The organism is Pseudomonas halotolerans (genome assembly GCF_039581215.1).
Lineage (GTDB): Bacteria > Pseudomonadota > Gammaproteobacteria > Pseudomonadales > Pseudomonadaceae > Aquipseudomonas > Aquipseudomonas tehranensis.
The window spans coordinates 88,183-110,694 of the sequence record NZ_JBCNTJ010000004.1 but is presented as its reverse complement, the minus strand read 5'-3'; the positions used below and the strand labels follow the sequence as shown (position 1 = coordinate 110,694).

Annotated in this window: 22 protein-coding genes and 3 pseudogenes; 15 read left to right on the top strand and 10 right to left on the bottom strand. The window is 54.3% G+C overall.

Annotated elements, in window-relative coordinates; translation table 11 throughout:
• Positions 1-64: 64 nt before the first annotated feature.
• The 3 genes from AAIS01_RS07245 to AAIS01_RS07235 all read right to left on the bottom strand — a co-directional run bounded on the left by AAIS01_RS07245 (position 65) and on the right by AAIS01_RS07235 (position 1,825).
• Positions 65-670: a hypothetical protein gene (locus AAIS01_RS07245; protein ID WP_343468444.1), complete on the bottom strand. Its 606-nt coding sequence runs from the start codon at positions 668-670 to the stop codon at positions 65-67.
• A 131-nt stretch (positions 671-801) separates the two neighbouring features.
• Positions 802-1,287, bottom strand: coding sequence for a hypothetical protein (locus AAIS01_RS07240; protein WP_343468443.1), 486 nt, complete (start codon positions 1,285-1,287; stop codon positions 802-804).
• Between the two features lie 178 nt (positions 1,288-1,465).
• On the bottom strand, positions 1,466-1,825 hold the full coding sequence (locus AAIS01_RS07235) for a DUF6124 family protein (RefSeq protein WP_343468442.1): 360 nt from the start codon (positions 1,823-1,825) through the stop codon (positions 1,466-1,468).
• A 494-nt stretch (positions 1,826-2,319) separates the two neighbouring features.
• On the opposite strand from AAIS01_RS07235, the gene AAIS01_RS07230 reads away from it, so the two are divergent.
• From AAIS01_RS07230 to AAIS01_RS07220, 3 genes are all read left to right on the top strand, one after another.
• Positions 2,320-3,543 carry a colicin E3/pyocin S6 family cytotoxin gene (locus tag AAIS01_RS07230; RefSeq protein WP_343468441.1) on the top strand — a complete coding sequence of 408 codons (1,224 nt, stop codon included), beginning with the start codon at positions 2,320-2,322 and terminating at the stop codon, positions 3,541-3,543.
• A gap of 7 nt (positions 3,544-3,550) precedes the next feature.
• Positions 3,551-3,805 (top strand): colicin E3-like toxin immunity protein, encoded by a 255-nt coding sequence (locus AAIS01_RS07225; protein ID WP_214915794.1) that lies wholly within the window; start codon positions 3,551-3,553, stop codon positions 3,803-3,805.
• Positions 3,806-3,891: 86 nt separating this feature from the next.
• Positions 3,892-4,122 (top strand): DUF7683 domain-containing protein, encoded by a 231-nt coding sequence (locus AAIS01_RS07220; protein WP_092454010.1) that lies wholly within the window; start codon positions 3,892-3,894, stop codon positions 4,120-4,122.
• Positions 4,123-4,156: 34 nt separating this feature from the next.
• Here the strand turns inward: AAIS01_RS07220 and AAIS01_RS07215 are convergent, their stop codons facing one another.
• The gene (locus AAIS01_RS07215; protein ID WP_343468440.1) at positions 4,157-4,864 is read right to left on the bottom strand and encodes a class I SAM-dependent methyltransferase; all 708 of its coding nucleotides are present in this window, start codon (positions 4,862-4,864) and stop codon (positions 4,157-4,159) included.
• A 673-nt stretch (positions 4,865-5,537) separates the two neighbouring features.
• Here AAIS01_RS07215 and AAIS01_RS07210 point away from each other — a divergent pair.
• Positions 5,538-6,923, top strand: coding sequence for an RICIN domain-containing protein (locus AAIS01_RS07210; RefSeq protein WP_343468439.1), 1,386 nt, complete (start codon positions 5,538-5,540; stop codon positions 6,921-6,923).
• Between the two features lie 78 nt (positions 6,924-7,001).
• On the opposite strand, the pseudogene AAIS01_RS07205 reads toward AAIS01_RS07210, so the two are convergent.
• Positions 7,002-7,346: pseudogene (locus tag AAIS01_RS07205) on the bottom strand (DUF6124 family protein); the annotation flags it as partial.
• An 11-nt stretch (positions 7,347-7,357) separates the two neighbouring features.
• Between AAIS01_RS07205 and AAIS01_RS25680 the strand changes: the two are divergent.
• From AAIS01_RS25680 to AAIS01_RS07195, 3 genes and pseudogenes are all read left to right on the top strand, one after another.
• Positions 7,358-7,573, top strand: coding sequence for a DUF488 family protein, N3 subclade (locus AAIS01_RS25680; RefSeq protein WP_431191912.1), 216 nt, complete (start codon positions 7,358-7,360; stop codon positions 7,571-7,573).
• A 153-nt stretch (positions 7,574-7,726) separates the two neighbouring features.
• Positions 7,727-7,999 (top strand): annotated as a pseudogene (locus AAIS01_RS25675) (PAS domain-containing protein); the annotation flags it as partial.
• Positions 8,000-8,200: 201 nt separating this feature from the next.
• The gene (locus tag AAIS01_RS07195; protein WP_431191914.1) at positions 8,201-9,292 is read left to right on the top strand and encodes a methyl-accepting chemotaxis protein; all 1,092 of its coding nucleotides are present in this window, start codon (positions 8,201-8,203) and stop codon (positions 9,290-9,292) included.
• 121 nt (positions 9,293-9,413) lie between these two features.
• Here the strand turns inward: AAIS01_RS07195 and AAIS01_RS07190 are convergent, their stop codons facing one another.
• Both AAIS01_RS07190 and AAIS01_RS07185 read right to left on the bottom strand, forming a co-directional pair.
• The gene (locus AAIS01_RS07190) at positions 9,414-10,037 is read right to left on the bottom strand and encodes a YopT-type cysteine protease domain-containing protein (RefSeq protein ID WP_343468437.1); all 624 of its coding nucleotides are present in this window, start codon (positions 10,035-10,037) and stop codon (positions 9,414-9,416) included.
• A gap of 270 nt (positions 10,038-10,307) precedes the next feature.
• Entirely contained in the window at positions 10,308-12,476 is a 2,169-nt protein-coding gene (locus AAIS01_RS07185) for a TonB-dependent siderophore receptor (protein WP_343468639.1), read from the bottom strand.
• 612 nt (positions 12,477-13,088) lie between these two features.
• Here AAIS01_RS07185 and AAIS01_RS07180 point away from each other — a divergent pair.
• Positions 13,089-13,535, top strand: a complete 447-nt coding sequence (locus AAIS01_RS07180) for a hypothetical protein (protein WP_343468436.1) — start codon at positions 13,089-13,091, stop codon at positions 13,533-13,535.
• Between the two features lie 99 nt (positions 13,536-13,634).
• A complete protein-coding gene (locus tag AAIS01_RS07175) occupies positions 13,635-15,278 on the top strand; it encodes an alkaline phosphatase D family protein (RefSeq protein ID WP_343468435.1) in 1,644 nt (547 codons plus the stop codon).
• Between the two features lie 55 nt (positions 15,279-15,333).
• Here AAIS01_RS07175 and AAIS01_RS07170 read toward each other — a convergent pair.
• Positions 15,334-15,878: pseudogene (locus AAIS01_RS07170) on the bottom strand (DUF4256 domain-containing protein).
• 295 nt (positions 15,879-16,173) lie between these two features.
• Here AAIS01_RS07170 and AAIS01_RS07165 point away from each other — a divergent pair.
• Together AAIS01_RS07165 and AAIS01_RS07160 are read left to right on the top strand one after the other, a co-directional pair.
• Positions 16,174-17,316 (top strand): hypothetical protein, encoded by a 1,143-nt coding sequence (locus tag AAIS01_RS07165; protein WP_343468434.1) that lies wholly within the window; start codon positions 16,174-16,176, stop codon positions 17,314-17,316.
• Positions 17,310-18,071, top strand: a complete 762-nt coding sequence (locus AAIS01_RS07160; RefSeq protein WP_343468433.1) for a hypothetical protein — start codon at positions 17,310-17,312, stop codon at positions 18,069-18,071. The genes AAIS01_RS07165 and AAIS01_RS07160 overlap by 7 nt, the downstream gene beginning before the upstream one ends.
• A 95-nt stretch (positions 18,072-18,166) precedes the next feature.
• Here the strand turns inward: AAIS01_RS07160 and AAIS01_RS07155 are convergent, their stop codons facing one another.
• Positions 18,167-18,331 carry a hypothetical protein gene (locus AAIS01_RS07155; protein WP_343468432.1) on the bottom strand — a complete coding sequence of 55 codons (165 nt, stop codon included), beginning with the start codon at positions 18,329-18,331 and terminating at the stop codon, positions 18,167-18,169.
• Between the two features lie 28 nt (positions 18,332-18,359).
• Between AAIS01_RS07155 and AAIS01_RS07150 the strand changes: the two genes are divergently transcribed.
• The 3 genes from AAIS01_RS07150 (at position 18,360) to AAIS01_RS07140 (ending at position 20,522) form a co-directional block, all read left to right on the top strand.
• A complete protein-coding gene (locus AAIS01_RS07150) occupies positions 18,360-19,451 on the top strand; it encodes a hypothetical protein (RefSeq protein WP_343468431.1) in 1,092 nt (363 codons plus the stop codon).
• A 110-nt stretch (positions 19,452-19,561) separates the two neighbouring features.
• A complete protein-coding gene (locus tag AAIS01_RS07145) occupies positions 19,562-19,978 on the top strand; it encodes a VOC family protein (RefSeq protein WP_343468430.1) in 417 nt (138 codons plus the stop codon).
• A gap of 232 nt (positions 19,979-20,210) precedes the next feature.
• Positions 20,211-20,522, top strand: a complete 312-nt coding sequence (locus AAIS01_RS07140; protein ID WP_343468429.1) for a hypothetical protein — start codon at positions 20,211-20,213, stop codon at positions 20,520-20,522.
• Positions 20,523-20,653: 131 nt separating this feature from the next.
• Here the strand turns inward: AAIS01_RS07140 and AAIS01_RS07135 are convergent, their stop codons facing one another.
• A complete protein-coding gene (locus tag AAIS01_RS07135) occupies positions 20,654-21,025 on the bottom strand; it encodes a PH domain-containing protein (protein WP_343468428.1) in 372 nt (123 codons plus the stop codon).
• Between the two features lie 448 nt (positions 21,026-21,473).
• On the opposite strand from AAIS01_RS07135, the gene dctP reads away from it, so the two are divergent.
• Entirely contained in the window at positions 21,474-22,469 is a 996-nt protein-coding gene (gene dctP, locus AAIS01_RS07130; protein ID WP_431191911.1) for a C4-dicarboxylate TRAP substrate-binding protein DctP, read from the top strand.
• Positions 22,470-22,512 lie beyond the last annotated feature (43 nt).

Below are 22,512 nucleotides of genomic sequence, written 5' to 3'. Positions count from 1 at the left end.
GGCGCACAATGTCTGACAGCCCGATCTGACGCTGTCCACTTCCTGCAGATACCTAGGCCTCAAATCAAGGCTGCCCAGACTGCTCAGCGACCTGACGATGGCCCGTCACGATGTAGGGCCTGCCCTGGGGGTCCATTTGCTCCAAGACCATCTTGTCCTTTTTCAGCTCCTTGATGCGCGCCTGCCCCGATGCTCCTGCCGGGTAGATATCGCTGAGGTTGGGCATGCTCGGGCCAACAAACTGCGCCACCCACAACGGCGAAACAGCCTTGCCGTCAACTATATAGGCCTTGGGTAACGTCTTCATCTGCTGCAATGTGAACGAGAGGTTCTCGCCATCAGCACTCCAGCCACCCGCGCCATTTACGCTGTATTCGAGCCGGAAGAGGTTCGAAGGCTCTGTACCGACCAACGCGACCACGCCGCTAACGTTGTAATGGTCGTTGGCGAAGTACTCGATCATGCCCTTGAATTCGAACTGAACGCCGCCGGCGTTGGGATAACTGAACTCCTCGGTCCAACGGCCAATAAAATGGCTTTTGTAGTAGTCGGCCCTCATCTCGGCCAACCAAGAGGAAATGGTGGGGAAACATGCCAGCAAGCCAACAATGGCTACGACAGCGGCCCAGCTTTTTATCGAGTACTGTTTAAGTGTTGAGGCAACGGTCATCAATAGCTCCTAATCCATGAGGAGGAAAAAAGGGATGGAACCAGACTTCTTATTCGGGAGAAATCTGCCCCCCCATATTCTCTACAAGACGATGCAGGCCGACCGCTCAGAGATCCTAGACTCACAGCCTTTCAATAGAAGCGATCCTCTTCCTTCATACGATAAATTCGTCCAAAGGTCATGAAGGAGATTCCAAGGCATACCAATGTCAGCACGACTCCGCCAGCCATGATGATGAAGCCGGTGCGATACGTATGTAGCTCGGTGGCGATACTGCTGATTTGAGGGAACCAGCGTGAGTACAACAGAGGAATGTCGCCACCTACCTCGTACTGATCGTGTTCGTTATAGCGTTGGTCCGCATACTCGTCCTCATGGGCTTGCTGATCGCTGTCGACATAGCGGTAATGAAGAATTATGCCGTTGGGATTCATCGGGATGCTTTCCAGTTGCGTTACGGTGCCTTTTACCTCGACGGCGCTCCATCGAATGGCTCCGTAAATGGACCCTGAATGCTTTGCCAGAGATGCGAGGAACAGCAAGACTAGGCATGCAACGGTCAGCAGGACTATTCGGTTGTACAGATGATCTTTTTCAGCTTCGCGTGGGTAAAACATGTTTCCAGTCCTTGGGTGATTTTCTTCCGCACACCTATCGGCGCCCGGTCCAATAACTTAAACCTGCACGATGCGCCCCCTCATTTTCTGAGGTTTCGTCGAAGGGCGGAAAACACTTCCCATTGAACAAAAAAGGTCTAGCTGTGCTAGACCTTTTTGGTGCAGCCGAGCGGCTCGGCTATCTTACTTCAACAATATCCAAAGCCCGATTCGCCAACAACTCACTCACCTCAATCACCTGCAAAATCCCCAAAGCAACATGCCGCCGCGAACCATCCAGATCAAACGCCAGATCACTGATCATGGCATTCGCCGAAGCCAGGTTCTCAGTCAGATTCGCAAGCAAACACTCAGAATCAACCTCTGGATCAATCCGAAAAATAGAGTCGGACTTGTCAGACGTTTCACCCTTAGGCTTGGGTTTCAGGTAGTAATCCAGGGCACGAGTGGCCGCTTCGTCGAGCTTTTTGTTGCGGGCAGATTGGGCCCGTGATGTGGGTTCGTCTGTAACTGGAGGATTCGGTGTAATTTTGACCATGGCCTTAGCTCTCTTTGGTTGAGGCTACTTCCCGTTCGCGACTAAACGATTGGGAGGCAGCTGTACGCAGGTTAGTCGACCGACGAGCTAAGAAATCGGCGCGCCCGGAGGCGCCCTGCGCACAGCCACCATCGAGTGCAGGGATGGGGATACCTGACTGATGGACGCTTGAGCGACTTAGCAACGACGGGCGACTAAACCCGATCACTGATGAGCAGTGACAGGACTCAAACTACCGACGCAACCCAAGGCGAACAAGCCGGCGGATTCTGGCGTAGTTGTAGGTAAAGGCGCAAGGCGAGGTCGGCTGGCGAGTTGCGGGCGCCCAATATCTGACAGCCCGATCTGACGCTTCAGCTTTTTCCGAGCTTCAAATAGCCAGCCCTACCGGTATTGAGGAAACCAGAACAACCACTTCAAGAAAGCTCCTACATCGCGTCCCTCCCTTCCCGCGTTAGCGTCTGTCCTGCATTTTTCCGGACGAGACTCACGACGTGGCGACACGCAAAAAGGACATCCCCCAGGTCCGCAACCCGCCCAGCGGTGACGGGCATCACGTCACTTATCGGGACATGACCGCCAGCGAACTGGCCCAGCGCGAAACCCGGCAGCAGGCGTACGAAGGCATGCTTGCTCGGCAGGCGGCTTATGAGCAAGAACGCTGGGCCGCGGTGGATAACAAGCCTTTGCCCACCGTGCCCGGATGCGTGTTTGCCAAGAGCTGCAAGCTCCCCAACGGCATCATCGATTACAGCAACCCCAACGGCTACGTGCCGGCAGATCTGGTCAAGCAGTACGGCGATCTCATGTGGCTGGGCGGCCGGAGCGCCGACCCATCCGGCACGCTCCCCCTCAAGCCATTCGGCGCTGGCGCGGTTCCGGTTACCTTGGGCCGGCTCGCGCTGGGCGGTTCGGCAACTTCCACGGCTGCCGCTGCGGGCGGCACCGTCGGCGCAGCCTTGCTGACAGGCGTCGTCGCCCTGCTCTGGCCGTCCAATCTGGGTGACAGCGCGCTCTACAGCGAAGACCAGTTACGCAACCTCAAACAGGCCCGCAGCCGCATGCGCTTGAGCATCGAGCAGCAGGCCGACGGCAGTCTCAAGGGCTACGGCTTCTACACCGGCCAGAACCGCGATTGGGAAATGGTCGAGGTTGTGCAGTTCACCCCGCGAGCCGACCAGTTCATCGCCGATCTGGGGGATGGCATTGAACTGATCTGGACGCCGGCCACCAACCCGTCCGACACCCTCGGCATCCCCGCCCTGGAAGCGGCGCCCCAGGCACCTCACATCTGGATCTATCCACCGACGCCGATGGCCGACAGCATCATCGTCCACCCGATCTATCCGCCGGAGTACAGGGATTTCATTCTGGTGTTTCCGGCGGACTCGGGGGTTCGGCCGGTTTATGTCGTCGTCTCTGTCAGGCGAAGCGGCAATGCCGACTATGACTACCATCCAGCACCAGAAACCGGAGAAATCACCGGTTTTCCGGATCTAAAATCGGCAAAAAAGAAAACACCAAAACAAGCAGGGGCTGGACTTAGAGAGCGGTGGGTTGATCCTAAAGGAAGGACCATTTACGAATGGGACTCCAGACATGGTGAGCTAGAGGCATATCGCGCAAGCGATGGCAGTCATTTAGGCGCGTTCGATCACGAGACGGGCGCGCAAGTAGGTCAGGCTAGAAAAAACCGCAACATTAAAAGGTATTTGTGAGGACTCGATGGGCTTAAAACTAAGGCTGGATTGGTATGACAAGAAAACCGAGCTGGGTGAAGGCGAAGAATACTCGAACGACCTAGGGGATGACTTGTCGGTAATCACTGCGTTGGCTCTGGAAGGCGAACCAGAAATATATGACGGGGGCTTTGATGTGCGCGCCGGGTGGATACCGATCATTCAGCCCTTCTTTGACCATCCAATCGAACCAGAAAAATTCGACTACCAAATCGCATTTCGGTACCGAACCAATTGGTAAAAACAACTAATCACTCACCCATCCAAAACGTTTGTACGTGACGGCGGCGTAAAGCGTCCTGCCGATCCAACAAGGAAAGTAGAAAAATGACGCCCACGGTTGAAATTTTCGACATGACCACTGAAGAGCTAATTCAGACCGTAGAAGTCCCAAGCGCATACATGGACCCGTTGGCCGCGCTGATGGGTTGGACAAAACCTGAAGATTTCTGCTTCGTCTACGACCTGTCACCACAGCAGATAAAGACGATAGAAGAGTGGACGCATACAACGATTCATGGCGACAACCGCATCATTCAAATCGTCTGTCTTGAATAAGGCTTAGAAGTATTCCGGCGACAGTGCGCCTAACTCACTCTAGATCGGTCTGCCGCATACAGAACCATCCGTGCATCAATCCCGCCTGAAAGAACTGCACAGGGGCGTCAAACCCGGCGGCTTCAATAAGCCCCGCGACCTGTCGCGCAGGCAGGATCGCAACATTCCTGGCGTAGGCAGTACGCGCTCGCGCCAGCACTTCTGGCTGAAGACCATCGGAGGACATCAATGTCAGCCAACTGCATAACAGCACCTCGTAGGCCGGCGATTCGGTATCAGAGGCGAGGTCGGCGTTCGCCAATATTCCGTGTGGTTTAAGGCGGCGGGCAATCTCGCGAAAGAACGAGGTGCGGGCGCCTTCTTCTAACAAGAATTGGGATACCAGCAAGCAGGTAGCCGCGTCGTAGCGGGCCTCGGCGACGAGCGTGTCAAGGTAGCCTTCGTGAAAATGGCAGCGCGCGAGAAAGCCATTCTGAGCGGCTCTCTGACGACAGACGTCAAGCATCGCGCCCGAGGGGTCGACAGCAGTGAAATGCCAGCCGGGAAAGCGCTCCGCCAGATGGGCAAGTTCCGCCCCGGTGCCAACACCGACGCAGAGTATCCGGGCATTTTCCGTCAGGCCGGCGAACTGAGATTCGAGCAGCAAATAGAGGGCGGCGCGAATCGGCGCCATCCTTTCCCATTGCTTGTCGTAGCTGACAGCTTGCTGGTCGAACACTGTCTTGAGTTCTTCATTGCGCATAGGGCACCTTGAGTCGTGATAGACGCATCGCGTTAACCGCGGTACTGCTTTCAGTATCCCAGACCTGTCAAGCCCCACCCATTTGCGGCCGCGATGTCATGGATCAGCACTGACCAGGCACCCAGCCGAGCATTGATATTACGGTTATCTCAGCAGGTTGCGAGAGGCTGTACGCGTGCGCTTTGCCCGTAGGATCTAGCCGCGCTCTGAACGTCATCTGTAACTCTCTAGGTCATCACCCAGTTCTAGCTGAAGGGCTTTTCGCACCTGGACGTCGGCACCACCTCACAGGCCTGCTCCTATGCCATCCGGCGCAAGATGACAGCCGCCCGCCCAGATCGCCGCCCCAGGTCTCATTGCCCCCTCAAAAAGGGGCTGCTGAGCCCCCTATTACGGCTGAAGGACATATTCTCCAGCGTGACCTACCTCACCTCAACAATTTGCGTAAACAGACACCTTCAACTACGGTTGAGATCGAGAGAAATCGATCGCTTCGAACACTAGGTTACAACGCATACCTGAAACCCGCCTTGATCGGTTGCTATGAATCAGTGGTTCCTTGGCACTGCCCATCAGGATTGATAAAGCCTTATTTACAAAGGCAGGGCCATGCACAACTTTATTTTATGGAATTGTTCACAACAAGGAGTAGTTAAGTATGACCTGGGGAAGAATGAAAGTACGTAACGCCTGCCCGTTTCCGGTAACCTTCTACGCACTTGCAGGCCCTACGCTTGAATTGGCTGCCAACGATACACAAACGGCTCACGCTTGTTTAATTTGGTTTTCTACAAGGGTTAAAGGACCCGGAGATGCTATCAATCTTAGCCAGTGGGAACAGTTCTCTGGTGATTATGTACAACAACTTGATGATTTGGGATTCGATTCCGCTGACTGGGAGGAAGGAGGAAGCGGGGCGGCTGCCGGTTCAATTTTGGGCTGGGCCGTATCACAGCTATCGGGAATATTTAAGGTAAAGAACACCAACCCCGACGCCGACGCTTATTTTGGTGCAAAAAAAGAAGGGGTCTACGGCAGCTCGGACTTGGTTGTTTATGCGACGCTCGACCCAATATACAAGTTGGATCACAGCCATAAAATCTGGTATCTACATCTTGAGCATGACACGGGTCAGGTCACGCCTCCTTACGACTCTGAGCCGCTGTATGTCAAGCCGAATCTGTCTGCCTATGCGGACACTATGTTTGTCCGCGCCTGCAATTCATCTGGGTACTTGTCCGCGACTCCAGACAAAGAAGGCGTTGAGATTTTGGATCACTCCGAACCCTACAACCCATTGGAATATCCTTCCTATTGGTCTATTCAGCCAGAACACGGCAGCGACACTAGGGAAATAAAGATACTTAATGTCTATGCGCAAAAATGGCTGACAGATTACTCATCTAGCAACAATAAAGTCGGTTTGTATCCGTTAGGGTATGCGGACTATGAGGACCAACATTGGGACATTACGGAAATAAGTAAAAATCCGGAAGTGGTCACGATAAAAAACAGCGCCACCGGCCTGAACCTTTTTGCCAACAACAATGCTGGTATCGGCGTCTATAATCCGGACTACCCCGACCAACATTTCACTATACAGACCTTTACTGTCAATGCGGAAAACATTCCTGAAGGGGTGACCTTTAGGATTATGAATGCGCAAACAGGAAAGTACATTACCATCAGCGACGCAGGAAAAGCCTATATCGCAGACACTGACCAAAACAACCAATTATTTTATATAAAGAACCTTGATGGCGATCTGAAAATATGCAGCGTCGCGTATAACTCATACCTCACTTTTTATTGGAACGACAACGGCAGTGAATTGGCCACCTGCTCAATGGAATACAATGCTTACGAGCATAGCCCCGACCAGGTATGGGAATTCAGCACTGACCCTGAACTCGCGGGCGTGTATATAAAGAACAAACTGGGCATCCAAAAAGGCATGCCTAACCTTTATTACAACACCAATGGCGTGTTCGGCTTATACTCTGGTAGCTTTCCAGATCAGCTTTGGGTCTTCCAGCTAGAAACAACCGATCCCTCTTAAAGAAGTAAAACAGAGGGATTTATTTAAAAAAAGGTCTTGTTAAACAAGACCTTTTTATTTTACAACGGCAGCTGAGCGCTACCTCACCTCAACAATACCCAAAGCCCGATTCGCCAACAGTTCACTCACCTCAATCACCTGCAAAATCCCCAACGCCACATGCCGTCGTGCCCCATCCAGATCAAACGCCAGATCGCTGATCATGGCATTCGCTGAAGCCAGGTTCTCACTGAGGTTCGCGAGCAAACACTCCGAATCAACATCAGGATCAATACGGAAAATAGTGCTGGGATTGTCAGGCGTTTCTTTCTCTGGCTTGGGTTTCAGGTAGTAGTCCAAGGCACGAGTGGCGGCTTCGTCGAGTTTTTTGTTGCGGGCAGACTGGGCACGGGATGTGGGTTCGTCGGTGACTGGGGGATTCGGGGCATGCCCTCATGATCCACTGCAAACGAGCCTACGAATCAGCGGGCACTGAAGATGGCGTGCGGGTTCTGGTGGACCGTCTATGGACGCGCAATTGTCGCAAGGACGAACTCCCGATTGCCGAGTGGCTGCCGGAGGTGTTTGGGGCTGCTGCGCAGCCCAGCGGGAGCAAGCTCCCTCGCCACGGGTTCAGCGGTATCTTCAGGTCAGCGGTGCTGGGTGAATGATGGGCGGTTGTTCAAGGGGGATCGCAATGTCGCCGCTGTACATCGCGGCGGGAAGCCACTTATCCGACGCGCGACAGGTTCTATAAGCATTACTCGCTCAGCTTTCTCTCATTGCGGCCGATGCCTCTAGCTTAGGGCACAGGAGCGATATTGATGAGAAACAACCAACCCGTTACGCAGCGCGAGGTGACCCTCGGACCTCAACAAAAACTTATCTCGACAACCGATGCACGCGGCGTCATCACCTACTGTAATGATGCTTTCGTCGATATAAGCGGTTTCAACAAAGTGGACCTCATCGGCGCGCCGCAAAATATCGTTCGTCACCCCGATGTACCTTCTGCCGTATTCGCCCATATGTGGGGGGCGCTGAAGCAGGGCAAACCGTGGATGGGCATCGTCAAGAACCGCTCGAAAAACGGCGATCACTATTGGGTCAATGCCTACGTCACGCCGATTTTCGAAGGCAGTCAGGTCGTTGGCTACGAATCGGTCAGAGTGAAGCCGACCGCCGAACAGATCCGTCGCGCCGAAATGCTCTACAAGCGCATCAGTCTCGGAAAATCGGCCGTCCCAGGCAGTGATAAATGGCAACCCGCGCTGCTCGCTTGGCTGCCGGTTTTGGTCATGGGTTTAGTGGGCACGCTGGGTGGTGCGCTGCTGAGCATTCCTGAAGCCATTATTCTCGCTGTCGCAGCATCGGTTCCCATAGGGCTGTTTGTGTCGCATTGGCAAAACCGAGGAACGTTGCGCCTGCTGGAAACGGCAGAAGCCTCAACCTCCGACTCGTTGCTGGCGAAAATGTACAGCGACGAGCGCGGCCCTCAGGCGCGTCTTGAAACGGCGTTCGTCAGCCAGGCATCCCGGCTCAAAACCTGCCTCACTCGACTGCAGGATACGGCAGAGCAATTGAACCAACTCGCCGGCAGATCCGATAGTCTCGCGGTCGACAGCTCCCGCGGACTTGAACGCCAACGCGTGGAGACCGAACAAGTATCGACCGCCGTCAATCAGATGGCAGCCACCACGCAAGAAGTCGCCAGCCACGTTCAACGCACTGCTGATGCTACCCAGCAAGCCAATGTGCTCACCGGGCGTGGACGCGAAGTGGCTCGGGACACCCGCGAAGCTATTCAGCGTCTCTCGGCGGTGGTGGGTGAAACCGGGCTCACGGTCGCGCAATTGGCTAAGGACAGCAACGAAATCGGCACAGTGGTGGACGTGATCAAAGGCATTGCCGATCAGACCAACCTGCTGGCACTGAACGCGGCCATTGAAGCCGCTCGCGCAGGAGACATGGGTCGAGGTTTTGCGGTAGTTGCCGATGAAGTCCGTCAGTTGGCCCAGCGCACGACTGAGTCGACTGCACAAATCCATAGCCTGATTTCAAAGCTGCAGGCCTCGTCCAACAACGCCGTGAAGACCATGGAGAGCGGGCATCGCCAGGCCGAAGAAGGCGTGACGTGGGTGCTTGAAGCGGACAAAGCCTTGGTGGGCATCAGTGAAGCCGTGGCGCACATTACCGACATGACCAGCCAGATTGCCGCTGCGACTGAAGAGCAAACGGCGGTTGCCGAGGAAATCAGCCGCAACATCCACACCATCGCGAACCTGGCGGATCAAACGTCGGAGCAAGCAAGGCATTCGGCAGAGCTCAGCAAGGAATTGACCCAAACGGCCAAGACTCAATATTCGTTGGTTGAACGGTTTAATCGATAGTTCGCGGTGGTGTTGGCCGAATGGCTTGAGGATGAAGTGGAGAAGCAGGTGCAGGGGAGTTCGCCGGTTTGCTATCGATCCGAACTCCCCGGCCACTGACGTGAGGTGAATTTGATTCCGATCAGTGGAGTGCGGCTCCTTGGAACTCACCGAATTCATCCTCGTGATCAAACTCCAACAGGTAGCTTTCGGTCACATGCCCACCGGGAAGGACGTAGCTCGCCAGTAGCGCATGCAGGTCGTTGCACAGGTGGGTCCTCGATTGATAAGCACCGACACCGTAGTTGGGGTCAAAGAGTCTGCCCGTCTGGCCCTCATCGAAGGACGCCGCGATGGCGTGAGCACCACGGCCCTGCGGACCACCGACGAAATAGAACGAGATAATGAAGTGGCGAGCCCCGGTCCTCTGGAGGACGTCGAGGACGATGTGGCTGGCAACGCCATCAGCGTAAGCCGTCTCTTTGATCGAGTCGCGTCCGATGACCGCATCGGCGGTGCTGCCCATCGCCACGAGTTCGCCCAACGTCATTGACTCGCTCAGCATCTCCTGCGTCCGGGAGACGTCCTCCTTCCTGGCCCGCAACGTGGCGAAACAGTCAAAGGGCGCACCGATCTTGGCCCAGAGCGTACTGAAACCGAAGCACACGCCCAGGCCCTCCCTTCCATACCAAGGAATTCCCCCACCGAATAGGGCTCCTTGCCCTTCCCATCTTCTGCTCTGGTGTGCTCGGGGGAAGGTGAACATGGGGGCTTTCTCCAGGGGGGTGACGGTTCCTGTCAACGGTAGACGAGGGCCAACCCGGGCGCCATGTTCCGGGAGCATTGTATTGGATGGTTGGGGGCGGCTTCGCAGCCCGGCGGGGATAAATCCCCTCGCCACAAGTTCGGGTGTCCTTGCGTGGTCGTACAGCGAGGATGGTTCGGTGTAGGGCCGGCGAAAAGGCACAACACCGGCTCAAAAAGCCGGTGTCGTGTTCATTTGGTTTAGCGGCGGGCAATGGCGCCCAAGGATTGCTTAGAAGCGGTACTTCGCCGAAGCGGTGATGCTGCGAGGTGCGCCGTAGGTCAGGGCGCCGTAGGCATCGAAGATGTCGAAGTACTTTTCGTCGGTGACGTTGTTGGCATTCACCTGCGCCGAGAGGTTGCCGGTGATTTCATACCGCGCCATCAGGTTGACCAGGGCGTAGGCATCTTGCTGGATCTTCTCGGGGTTGCCGGCCGGGTTGGTGGCGTAGGTGTAGATCGAGTCTTGCCAGTTAACCCCACCGCCAATGGTCAGTTTGTTGAAGGCGCCTGGCAGGCGGTAGGTGGTGAAGGTACGCAGTAACTTGGTGGGGTACAGCGTGTTCACCTCGTTACCCTCAGCGTCTTCGGCGGTGAATTGGGTATAGCCCACCGAGGCGTTCCAGTCGGTGGCCAGTTCGCCGGAGACCTCCAGCTCGAAGCCCTTGCTGGTGGCGCCCTCGCTGGCTTCGTACGCATAGCCGCCGACGGGATTCGAAGGGTCGATCAACTGGCCGGTGCTTTGGCCCAGGTTGTCCTGCTTGATCTGGAAAATCGCCGCGGAGGCGTTCAAACGGCCCTCGAAGAATTCTCCTTTGAGCCCCATTTCATTGCTCTCACCCACGATGGGCTCCAGTGTCTGACCACTGCGGTCGCGCACCGACTGCGGCAGGAAAATTTCCGTGTAGCTGGCATAGGCCGAAATAGTGTCGGTGAGGTCATAAACAATGCCGGCATAGGGCGTCAGCTCGTTATCAACATCGATCTTGCTCACTTCCGAATAGATGTCATCACTGGTCTTTTCGTACCAGCTTTCACGGGCGCCAAGGATCACTTTCAAGTCATCGGTCACGTTCAAGCGGGTGGCAGCGAAGAGGCCCTTCTGCCGTGTTTCGCTGTAGCCGTAGTCGGACCTTGGGCCCCATACCGGCTCGGGAAAGTTGCCGTTATAAGCATCGAAATTGGCCACCCCGCCAAAACCTGTTTGCGCGTTGAGTGCATCGGCGTCGAACTTCTGCTTGCTGTCCACGTAACCGAAGGCCAACTCGTGCTCACGGCCCAGTAGCGAGAACGGGCCATTGAAACGAATGCTGTAATCATCCTGGGTGGTTTCGGTCTTGTAGGTCGCCGGGAACGAACTCATTCCAGAGCTGCCATCCCTGCCGGGATTGCCAGAAAGGTAAAGCAGGGAGGAGTCGCCGGTGCGTTCGCCGCGGTTGTAACTGAGGTTGACTTGCCAGTCGTTGGCAAAGGTGTGGTCGAGGTTGACGAAGTAGGTTTCGTAGGTGGTGTCCCATTTGCTCCAATCGGCGGAAGTGGTCTTCGAACGGCTCCAGCGAGTACGGCTGCCGTCGGCGTACCAGACCGGCAGGCCGCCCCACATCGGCGAATTCTCCTTGGTTTCCTGGCGGCTCAAACCGAACCACAGCGTGGTGTCGGGCGTCAGGTCGATGTCCATGGTGGCGTAGAGGGTTTGGCGCTGGGTCGAATTCATGTCCATCCAGCTATCGCCTTCGTTGGTCTCCCCGACCAGACGCGCGCGAATAGTTCCCTCCTCGTTCAACGCGGTCGCCACATCGGCCTCAACGCCATAGGTGTCCCATGTGCCGGCGCTCAGTTCGACCGAGCCTTTGAGTTCAGTGCTGCTGGCGCGCTTGCGCACCATATTGATGGACGCGGAAGGGTCGCCGGCGCCGGTCATCAAACCGTTGGCACCGCGCACCACTTCAACGCGGTCATACATCGCCAGGCTGCTGAAAATTTCTCCTGAGCTCCAGGGCTGCTCGTAAATGGTGGGTACGCCATCGATCATCAACGAGTTGAGCTCAAAGCCCCGGGCGTTGAACTGCGCCCGGCTCGTTTCGTAGCGGTTGACCGAAACCCCGGTGGCGTTATTAACCACATCGAGAATGGTTTTCAGGTCCTGGTCTTGAATGCGCTGCTGGGTAACGACACTGACCGATTGCGGCGTTTCGCGCAAAGACATGCTCAACGGCGTGGCCGTGCGCGCCGCGTCAGTGGTGTACGAGTGGGTGTCTTCGGTGACGGCACTGCGCTCGCGGGGAGCGGTCTCCGTGATCGCGATAGGGGCCAAGGTCAGAGAGTTTCCCGTCTCAACCTGCTCGACCTGCTCCGCCGCCTGTGCAGCAGGCGCGCAGAAGACGATACCGATTGCCAGCATGTGCACTGAAAGAGCCAAGGGCCGAAGTGTCAGAGGCGAGCGTGGGGCAGTGGTGTTTTGTGCGCAGGAGAGGTTGGAGGCGAACATGGTGGCTCACATGTGATGGGCGTTATTGAGAATGCCTATCATACGTAAACTCATCCGAAATCCAAATAGGATTGATACTCAATTGAGAATTAATGGCATTTTAGGCTATCACACGCATCTCACGACGGGGGCAGACCCAAGCAGGAGCTTCGCTTTGTAGAAAAAAACAACAGGGCCAAGGCATCAACGATGGACATGGCTGCCGTTATCGCGAGCAGACTCGGTTCACAGGTCGCTCGATGACTGACGGATCAGGTGAGAGGATGGGGAACGATCGGTCTGCCGGCTTCGACGATGCTTGTCTTGCCGGTAAGATTCAAACTTCACTTTCCCCAAAGACGCGAAGTCAATCTTCAACGGCTCTGCCTTTGAATTTAGCGATAATTTACGTAATTTTTATCGCCTAATATTTTAACTTCAGCCACATGATTATTCTAACTTTTGATCTACCCTTCTCGTGCAGCCATTTGCAGTGTCCAGTTGTCCTGTACTGTGCTTCGTTCCTCTCAACATCAGGGGCATATTATGACGACCGAAAGTTATTCTCAGGTACAACTCGACATTAAGCTCAAGGAGTATGACCATTTAAAAAACGAAATACAAAATCGCCTGCGCACGGCGTTTTCACATGTCGCGTTCGCCGGGGCAATTATCGCATTTGCTATACCCAGCGCCGAACGGGCACTACCGTATCAGGGCTGGGCATTACTTTTGGCGATAATCGGCACCCTAGCGTTATGCTGGGTAGCCACTTTAAATATGTACTGGGTGCAACACCTGGGGAATTATCTGAAAAATCTGGAGGAAGAATTAAACAACAGCTTCAATCCGCGGGTAACTGTATTGGGCTGGGAAACTTACGCTTCAGACGTACAAGCTCGCAAGTGGTTCCTCTTGCCAAGTTCTCCGAACATCCCAAAGGCCCCAAGCAGACACCCGCCGGTCCCGGAGGATTCCAGTAGCAAGGAGTAACCTCTATTGTCCCTCTGTAGATCCTATTGCAGGGGCACCACCCCACACAACGAAACCATCTCATGCCCCTGAAAAAACAACTCGGGCAAAGGAACTCCCATGGCCCTGATAGACCCCAGGAATAACGAATATGACGTTTGCAAACTTCAAAGCGCGAGCATTATTGGCCATGTGACACCTCACACCGCGCGCATTTGGATTCGTGTGTATCGACCTGGCATCTGGAGTTTGGTCTGGTCGACGAAACCCATTGACGGAGACTTGGTCAAGTTAGACGGCAAACCCTTGGCGATGTTTCTAAAACCTTTCGACTGCAACTATGAACCCTATCACTTCAGTTGGGATGACGATCTGACTCATACTTTTGATCTTGAGGGCCTAAAGCAGGATACCTTTTACTATTACTATCTGATGACCGACGAGACCGATGGTACGGACACATTTCGCAGAACAGAAATCGGGTGTCACAAGTCGCTTACCTTTAAGACCATGGCTGAAAAAATGCCTGACTTCAGCTTTGGATTCTATAGCTGCCATGACCCATTCAATGCGAATGGAAGTTATGGCGCCTGGCCTCTCTTCCTCGAAAAAATGAATATTTCAACCGCCCGCTTCGCTATAGGCGGAGGGGATCAGGTATACGTTGATTGCCAGAACAGCAAGCACTTTCCTGATATCTGGGAGTGGTTAAAAGACAACAAAGACGATTTAATAACCGAGAGTTCCATAGACGGAAAACTTGACACCAAAAAACTTGATGCGTACTTACTGAATCTGTATCGCTGGTACTATCGTGTGTACTGGAAATTCCCCCACCTGCAGGAAGCGTTTTCCAAATTCCCTCAGTATATGATTTGGGATGATCATGAGATCATGGATGGCTGGGGCTCTCGTAAATACTCAGAAAGAATTGCAATCATTTCCAGATTTTTCAAGCGTGATGACAAAGCCACAGACAGAAAATTAGTAAACTCAATGTGGACGGCTGCGAGGACGGCTTACTTCGAGTATGCTCACAGCCACAACCCCAACACCGGCATTTCCAAGGACTCACTGAATGAACCGGACTCATGCATTTGGGATTACAGCTTTGAGAATGGAGGCATTCCATTCTATATGCTTGACCTGCGCGGACATCATGACGTCGAAAATGCTGAAAAGAAAAACTTTCTTCTTGGTACAAAACAAATCGAACGATTCGAAGCATGGCTGAAAGCCAATGAAAACTTACCCTCACCTCTCTTATTTGTAATAAGCCCGGTGCCCTTCGTTCACTGGAAATCCGTGGTATTGACGGTCGGGTCGTGGATTGACTCAGCAAAGGATGATTGCATGGATGAATGGGACCATCGTAAAAATCATGCGGAGCGCAATCTCTTGCTTGAATGCATTTTTCAAACGTTAGACAAGAGCGGCAAGACACTTGTATTCATCAGTGGTGATGTACACTGTGCCGCTGCCTTTCGACTAAGCCACAATAAATATCATAAAGCCAGTGTTTACCAAGTCACCTCAAGCGCTATTTCTCGCATGCCGGCAGGCCAGCTCGCCAGTGGAGGGATAGCCAACTCTGGAAAGATTAGCGGTCATACTTCCATTTATTTTGAGCATCTATTCAGTCACTCGGAAGATAAAAACTTTGCAATTTTCCATGTAACTGGCGGTGCTTCAGCATCCGTTGATTTGTGTTGGCCTGGCGGCTCGCAAGGGGAGGCAGTAGTGAAAAACCTGCGGCTACGATGATCTCGGTTTGAGCGTCTAGGCCCAGCGCGTGGGGAGCGGCTTCCCAGATAAACCATCAAACCCAAAGCACTCCCCGAAACCCTCGCGCCGCGTAATACGACTGCACGCCATTGTGGTAGACGAACACCCGCTCATAACGGTAATCACCGAACAACGCCCCGCCGAGTGCGCGAAGTTCGGGAGGTGTGGCCAGCCAGCTGGATGTTTTGGCATCAAACTCACCGAGCTGTTGCAGGGCGCGGTACTGGTCTTCCGTCAGCAGGGCGATGCCCATCGCTTCGGCCATTTCCAGGACGCTGCCTTTGGGTTTGTTCTCTTTGCGTGCGTCCAGGGCGGCGCGGTCGTAGCAGAGGCTTCGGCGGCCGGTCGGGCTTTCTTTGGCGCAATCGCAGAAGGTGATCAGGCCGGTCTCTTTGTTCTGGTCTATGACGTCGGGTTCGCCTCCGGTGGCTTCCATGGCCTGAGGGACTTCAGGACGTTGGGGTTGGCTTCGAGCCGGGTTTGGACGTCGGCCCAGGGGGTGTTTGGGTGGCGGTGGGGGTTTTGCTCGAAGCGGGTTTTCAGGGTGTTGAGGAGGTTTTCCTGATCTTGTTTTTTCATGGTTTTGGGTCCGTGGGTGATCGGTTCCAAATCTCGCCAGTACGAGCGTAGCAACCCATTGAGGCGTGAGGTCAAAAACCATGATACGTGGCGATGCTCAACCCGATTTTCTCCTGCACATGTGTCCAGTTAACGTGAATCAAGACAGCTTGAACTCGCCACGAGGTTGGGATGCGGCTGAATGGTTGCCCCTCTCGTTACTCTAGGCGCCAACATTTATCGAAGCGCATCAAGAATTTTGCACGCTATCACAACGTCTGATACCGTGTTGAAATCGTGATACGGAAGAATGACCATGACTGCGATCCGCCAAGAGCATGACCTCTCCGAAAGGCGTGACCTGATTGAGCTTAAAGTCTACGTAGAGAACGTGCTGGGCCTGAAGCTGCGCTTGAAAACGTGGGAGCACGTCAAGATCCTTCCATATGCATTGCGTGACCGCTACGAATTTTTCGTCACGGAAATCTTCGGGGCCGGCTGCCTCATTCTCAAGGAACGTCCACAGCGCGAAGCCAGCGTTGCGGATGTCGCCAAGCATATCCAGGCCATCCACAACTTGCAGGCATACAACAAGTTGCCCGATACCGGCGACCTGATGATTTTCGTCACCGACACGCTTCCGAGCTATGACCGCAAGCGACTGGTGGAGAAAGGCGTCCAGTTCATCGTGCCGGGCAATCAGCTTTTCCTTCCGGCCTTTGGCATGGATTTGCGTGAGTATTACCGCCAGCGCCTGGAGAAACCTCAGGTCCTGAGCCCCGCCACCCAAGCCATACTGATTCAATATCTGATCAAAGGATGGCATCACCCGTTTCTGACCACTCGCGCTGCCTTAGAGCAATCTTTTACCTACGCAAAAATGACCGTCACCCGAGCGATCAAGGAACTGACCGACTTGGACATTGTTAAGCCTGGAAAGGAAATGGGTGAGGCAGCCATCCTTTTTCCTTTATCGCCCAGGGAGACTTGGGAAATGGCGAAGGAGTCCATGCGCACGCCGGTCAAGAAAACCCTTTGGCTCAATGTAATACCTGAGGCGTTTGATACCCCAATGCTGTTGGCGGGAGAAACAGCCCTGGCGGAGATGAGCCTTCTTGCCAGCCCAAAAGTCCCTTGTGTTGCAATGACGACGGCGCAGTTCGATCAGCTTCGTGCGCGCGCGCAGGCTGAAACGGCTGCGGCCTATGGGGAAGAGTTCGGCGCTTGGAGCTCAACTTCGAAAACGGCCAAATCGAAACTCGAGACCACGGCGCCCTACCTTGAAGTGCCGCAAAACCATGCAGCGTGTTGCATTCAGTTTTGGAGTTATGAGCCACCACGCAGCAACTTCGCCACGAGGACGGTAGACCCCTTCTCTCTCTATCTGAGCCTCAAGGATAACCATGATGAACGCGTGCAAATGTGTCTGGATGAAATGATGGAGAACGTGAAATGGTAGTGGGTGTCGACCGGTTTCGAGAGTATTTCAGGGACTTCCAGGGCAGCTACGTTCTGATCGGCGGGGTGGCAGCCTCGATTGCTATGGAGGAACTGGGTGAAGAGTTTCGACTGACCAAGGACCTGGATATCGTCCTGGTCGTCGAGGCACTTGATCGTGCGTTCGTCGGGCAGTTCTGGAAGTTCATCAAGGACGGCGGCTATGCCATTCGCCAGAATGGTGACAGCGATGGAGACTCCCCGGTTTTTTATCGTTTTCAGAATCCGGAGGACAAATCCTTTCCCGTTCAGGTCGAGCTGTTTTCCCGTCTCCCGGATGGCCTGGAGCACGAAGAAGCGGCCAGAATGACCAAGGTCCCCGTGGAGGAGCAAGCCGCCAGCCTATCTGCGATCATTCTTGATGACGAGTACTACGCCTTTCTTCTGGACGGCGTTGATCACACCCAGGAGATCAGCCACATTGGTGCCGACCGGCTCGTTCCCCTCAAAGCCCATGCGTGGCTTAACAAGAAGGCGCAGCTTGAGCAAGGTATTCCAGTAGACAGTCGCGATATCAAAAAACACTTTAGGGATGTGATAGTACTGACTGTCGGTCTCACCGAAGGAATGGCCCCACTACCGGAACGGCTGGCGCGCGATTTGAAGAGCTTTCTTGACCAAGTGCCTGCTGAGCTGGCGTCAAATCCTCAAGCCTACAAAGGTGTAGATGGCGACCGTTTGATCAAGACGATTGAAGAAGCCTTCCACCTCACTTGAATCATGTTTTCTGCACGCTATCAGAGGAATTGATAGCGTGCGAGAAAATTGTTGCGACGTAGGGCATGTCCTTGAGCGTCATCCAGAACTTATGGTCACCAAAGGCTCAAACGGTTGGTGACGAACATCGAAGTCAGATCAAGGCTCACGCGTTGCTCCACCATTGCCCACGCCTGGAAGACCACCTTGCTTTCTTTCGCGGCGATCAGGAAAGGCAAGGTCATGGGTGTGCCCGTCGAATCCAGCAGCTTGTATTTCATACCAATTCCATCTGTGCGGGTGAGGGTCTTGAACCATTTCATCATGAGCGGTGTGTTCGCGAGCCTTGTCCGAATTAACACCCAGAAGATAGCATTGAGCCATCAACCCTCAAGGAAGCCCGAAGATGCCTGGAACGCCAACCCCACTGAGCTTCACAATGAAGATCAGCTCATGACCCTCCTCACCGCCGACGCCATCGGGCAACGTGCTACGTTTTTTATCATCGTTTTATCCTGCTTGCTTGTCCTGGGCATCACGAAGACCTTGAGCAAAGCCAATCAGAAATCGAATCAAGACTCTCAGGTGTTCATGTACGGCGCCATTGCCACGTCCTTCATCATAATCATGTCTGCGGTACTGATTTGGGGCAGCCAGGATCTTCCCGCATGGCTTCAAGGCATCGGCAGCATCTACGCAATCATCGTGGCGATACTCGTTTCCCGGCACGAAGGCCGAAATGCCCAGGAAAGAAGCAGACGGGAACGCGCAGAAGATCACAGGCGTGAAGCCCAAAGAGTCAACGAAGAGAAAATACAAACCACCAGGGCTATCTACCAGATCGTGCTTCGCGCGTTCATGAGCTTCAGCTACGTGCGTGAGAATGCCTATAACAAGAGTCTGTCAGCCAAGGATTTCGGCCCACGCAAGGGCGAGCCCGATCTGAAAATAAAAGGCGGCAAACAATGGAGGTCACTGGGTTTCAAGGCTGCCGACATTCGCGTACAGCTTCGGCAACTGGAGGCATTTGTAGAGCAGCTGGAAAAAATTTCACCCTTTGAGCATAGGGATGCAGTTCTCGCCCTGCTGACATCCGAATTCTGCGCTTCGATCAAAGTGTTATTGGCTGATTTGAAGACTGGCTGGAATATCGACAGTCAACGAACGGCGCCCGGCTCCAGCGCAAAATCGACAATCAAGTACCCTCCTTGCGTAAAAAACGCCACCTACACGGAAACCGAAAAACTGATTGGCGTCACCGAGTATCTGGCCCATGGGATTTTTCACATGTACCTGGATGAGCCGGAGTGCAATCGTATCGAGGAGGTTTTCCTAAGTTGGTCCCAAAGGGCAAATACAATTTTCTCAAGTCATCGGCCCCTGGCGTCATCCAGCGCGTAAGAGGATGTTGATCAGGGACAGCAAAGTTGAGTTCTGCGACGACATTCCAGCGTGGTTAGCTAAAGTGAAGTAACCCCGTTAGTGCCCATCACTGAAGCTATGAGGCTTGTATGCGGAACTTCACAATCCAACACATCGACCACATCGTCCTGCGGGTAAAAGACCTCGAGCGCAGTCTCGCTTTCTATACGTCGGTGCTCGGCTGCGAGCTCAAGAAGCGCCGGGACGACTTGGGGATGCTCCACCTCAGCACCGGTGTCTCGATGATCGACCTGGTTGCTGTCGACGGACCGCTGGGTCGCGAGGGTGGGCCGGCAGCTGGCAAGCAAGGGCACAACGTCGATCACTTCTGCCTGCGTATCGAGCCGTTTGATGAACCAGCCCTCCTCGCTCATTTGGCCTCGGCCGGCTTGACCGTTGAGAAAGCGCAGATGCGCTATGGAGCGGAGGGAAAGGGTTGGTCGATCTATTGCTTCGATCCGGATGGCAATCAGATCGAGCTGAAGGGCCCGGCGCTGGAGCCCTGAGCTTCACGGATGCTGAATGTGCCGCCGTCATCGCGAGCAAGCTCGCTCCCACAGGGGATGTGTGGTGGGCTTTCGTTTATAGCGTTCCGATACAAGATCCGTATTCACTTACTTCAATCAGGTCTTGGCGACTGTCAGATATGACAGTGGTCCTCACTGCGGCTCACTTCTAACCTGATCCAGCCTCGCAAGTACGCGAAGCCAATCTTCGATGACCCGCAAGGAGTTCATGATGAGCACTAAATACAGCCGCACCCAACCGACCCTGCTGGTTCTTTCCCTATTATTGAGCGGCATGACTTTTCAAGCTTTCGCAGCGCAGGGCGAGCCTTGCAACGCGGACAAAGTCGCGCAAGCCAAGGAGTTGAAACCGGGTGGAGTGGGCGAACCTTCACTGTCCGAAGCGGAGTATAAAAAACAGTTGAATCTGGAAACTGTCAGAGTCACCGGAGTGGTCATGACCAAGGACTTGAACGATGATCGTCTCACTGTGGTTACCGACAGCTCCGACAGCAAAATAGTGACCGACATGTACTGCAGATGAACTCCCCCGAAGGACTCGCCACATGCCCCTCATTGAAGTGGCATGTGGCTGTCACCTTGCATTTGAATGCTCAACGTAACAGGCGCCACTTCACCCCTCGAGTCTTCGCATTCATCCTGGGGCCGCTGACATCAGGCCAAAAGATGCCTGGAGATCAGCCTCGATATTTCGACGATGCCCGTCTTGCCGGTGAATTCGAATTTCACTTTGCCCAGGGATGAAAAGTAGATCTCCAGCTCCGAATCCAGATCGAAGGTGCCGGAGGTTTCCACCGAGTAAGCCACGATGTTTTTATAAGGCAGGGAGGTGAAGTCTTTTTTGCTGCCGGTGATGCCCTGCACGTTCACCGCGATGATGCGTTTGTTGGTGAAGACTACGCCGTCGCGCATGGACTTATAGGCGTCGATGACCTGTTCGCCGTCCAGCAGCAGGGCTGTTACGCGTTCTGCGTACTCGTCGTTTTGCTTGAGCTTGAAGAAGCCTTTGTTGTTGAAATCGATCATCCGTAAATCCTTGTGGGGTTGAACAGCGTTCCAGGCTTCCTGGGGCCAGTAGAGTCTGGCAGGGGGATTTTGGCTCAATCATGAACAGCATCACAAGGCCATTACGGACCCTATCGCGTCCTCACCGGGGTTAAATCCCTCGCCACTGGCGTTTGATGCGGACCGACAGGCCAGTAGCCATTATTTCTCTTTTATGGTTTCCTGACCCCCGTTACAGTTGCAGGCTGAAACCTTTCGCCCTGTTTCGGTCCCATAGGTTATCGCCCCGGCCCTGGAAGGCTCTAACGCACCCTTTTGAGGCGTTAGCCCATACTCGCGATTTTTCCCGTACTGACCGTCACAATCCCCCGGCAAACTGTTTTTCTGCCTAGACTTGCAACTGTCCGCCGTGCGCTGTGTTTTGAATGAGCCCGCACGATAAATACAAAAACAAAGAGGAAACCCCACAATGTTCAAACCTATCTGGAAAGCGCTCGCCTGTACGCTGGCACTCAGTGCGTTGAGCACGGCCATGGCGGCGGATCCTGTCGTCATCAAGTTCTCCCACGTAGTCGCCGAGCAAACGCCCAAGGGCCAGGGCGCACTGCTGTTCAAGAAGCTCGTGGAAGAGCGTCTGCCAGGCAAAGTGAAAGTCGATGTGTACCCCAACTCCTCGCTGTTCGGCGATGGCAAGGAAATGGAAGCGCTGCTGCTGGGTGACGTGCAGATGATTGCGCCGTCGCTGGCCAAGTTCGAGCACTACACCAAGTCTGTGCAACTGTTCGACCTGCCGTTTCTGTTCGATGACATCTCTGCCGTGGACCGCTTCCAGTTGAGCCCTGAAGGCCAGAAGTTGCTCAAGTCCATGGAAAGCAAGAACATCACCGGCCTGGCCTACTGGCACAACGGCATGAAGCAATTGTCGGCCAACAAGCCCTTGCGTGAACCCAAGGATGCCCGTGGTCTGAAGTTCCGCGTGCAGGCCTCGGCCGTGCTGGAAGAGCAGTTCAAGGCAGTGAACGCCAACCCGCGCAAAATGAGTTTCGCCGAGGTGTACCAAGGCCTGCAGACTGGCGTGGTCAACGGTGCGGAAAACCCGTACTCGAACATCTACAGCCAGAAAATGCATGAAGTGCAGAAGTACATCACCGAGTCCAACCACGGTGTACTCGACTACATGCTGATCACCAACACCAAGTTCTGGAACGGCCTGGAACCAGAGGTTCGTACTGAACTGGACAAGATCATCAAGGAAGTCACGGCTCAGGTGAACAAGGAAGCCGAGCAACTGAACCAGGACGCCAAGCAGAAGATCGTCGATGCCAAGACCACCGAGATCATCACCCTCACGCCTGAAGAGCGCGGCGAGTGGCGCGACAAGATGAAGCCGGTGTGGAAGAAGTTTGAAGGTGACATCGGTGCTGATCTGATCAAAGCCGCCGAAGCCTCCAACAAGGCTCAGTAATGGGTTGGCCGGTGCTGCCGCTCTGGCAGCGCCGGCCTGTCGT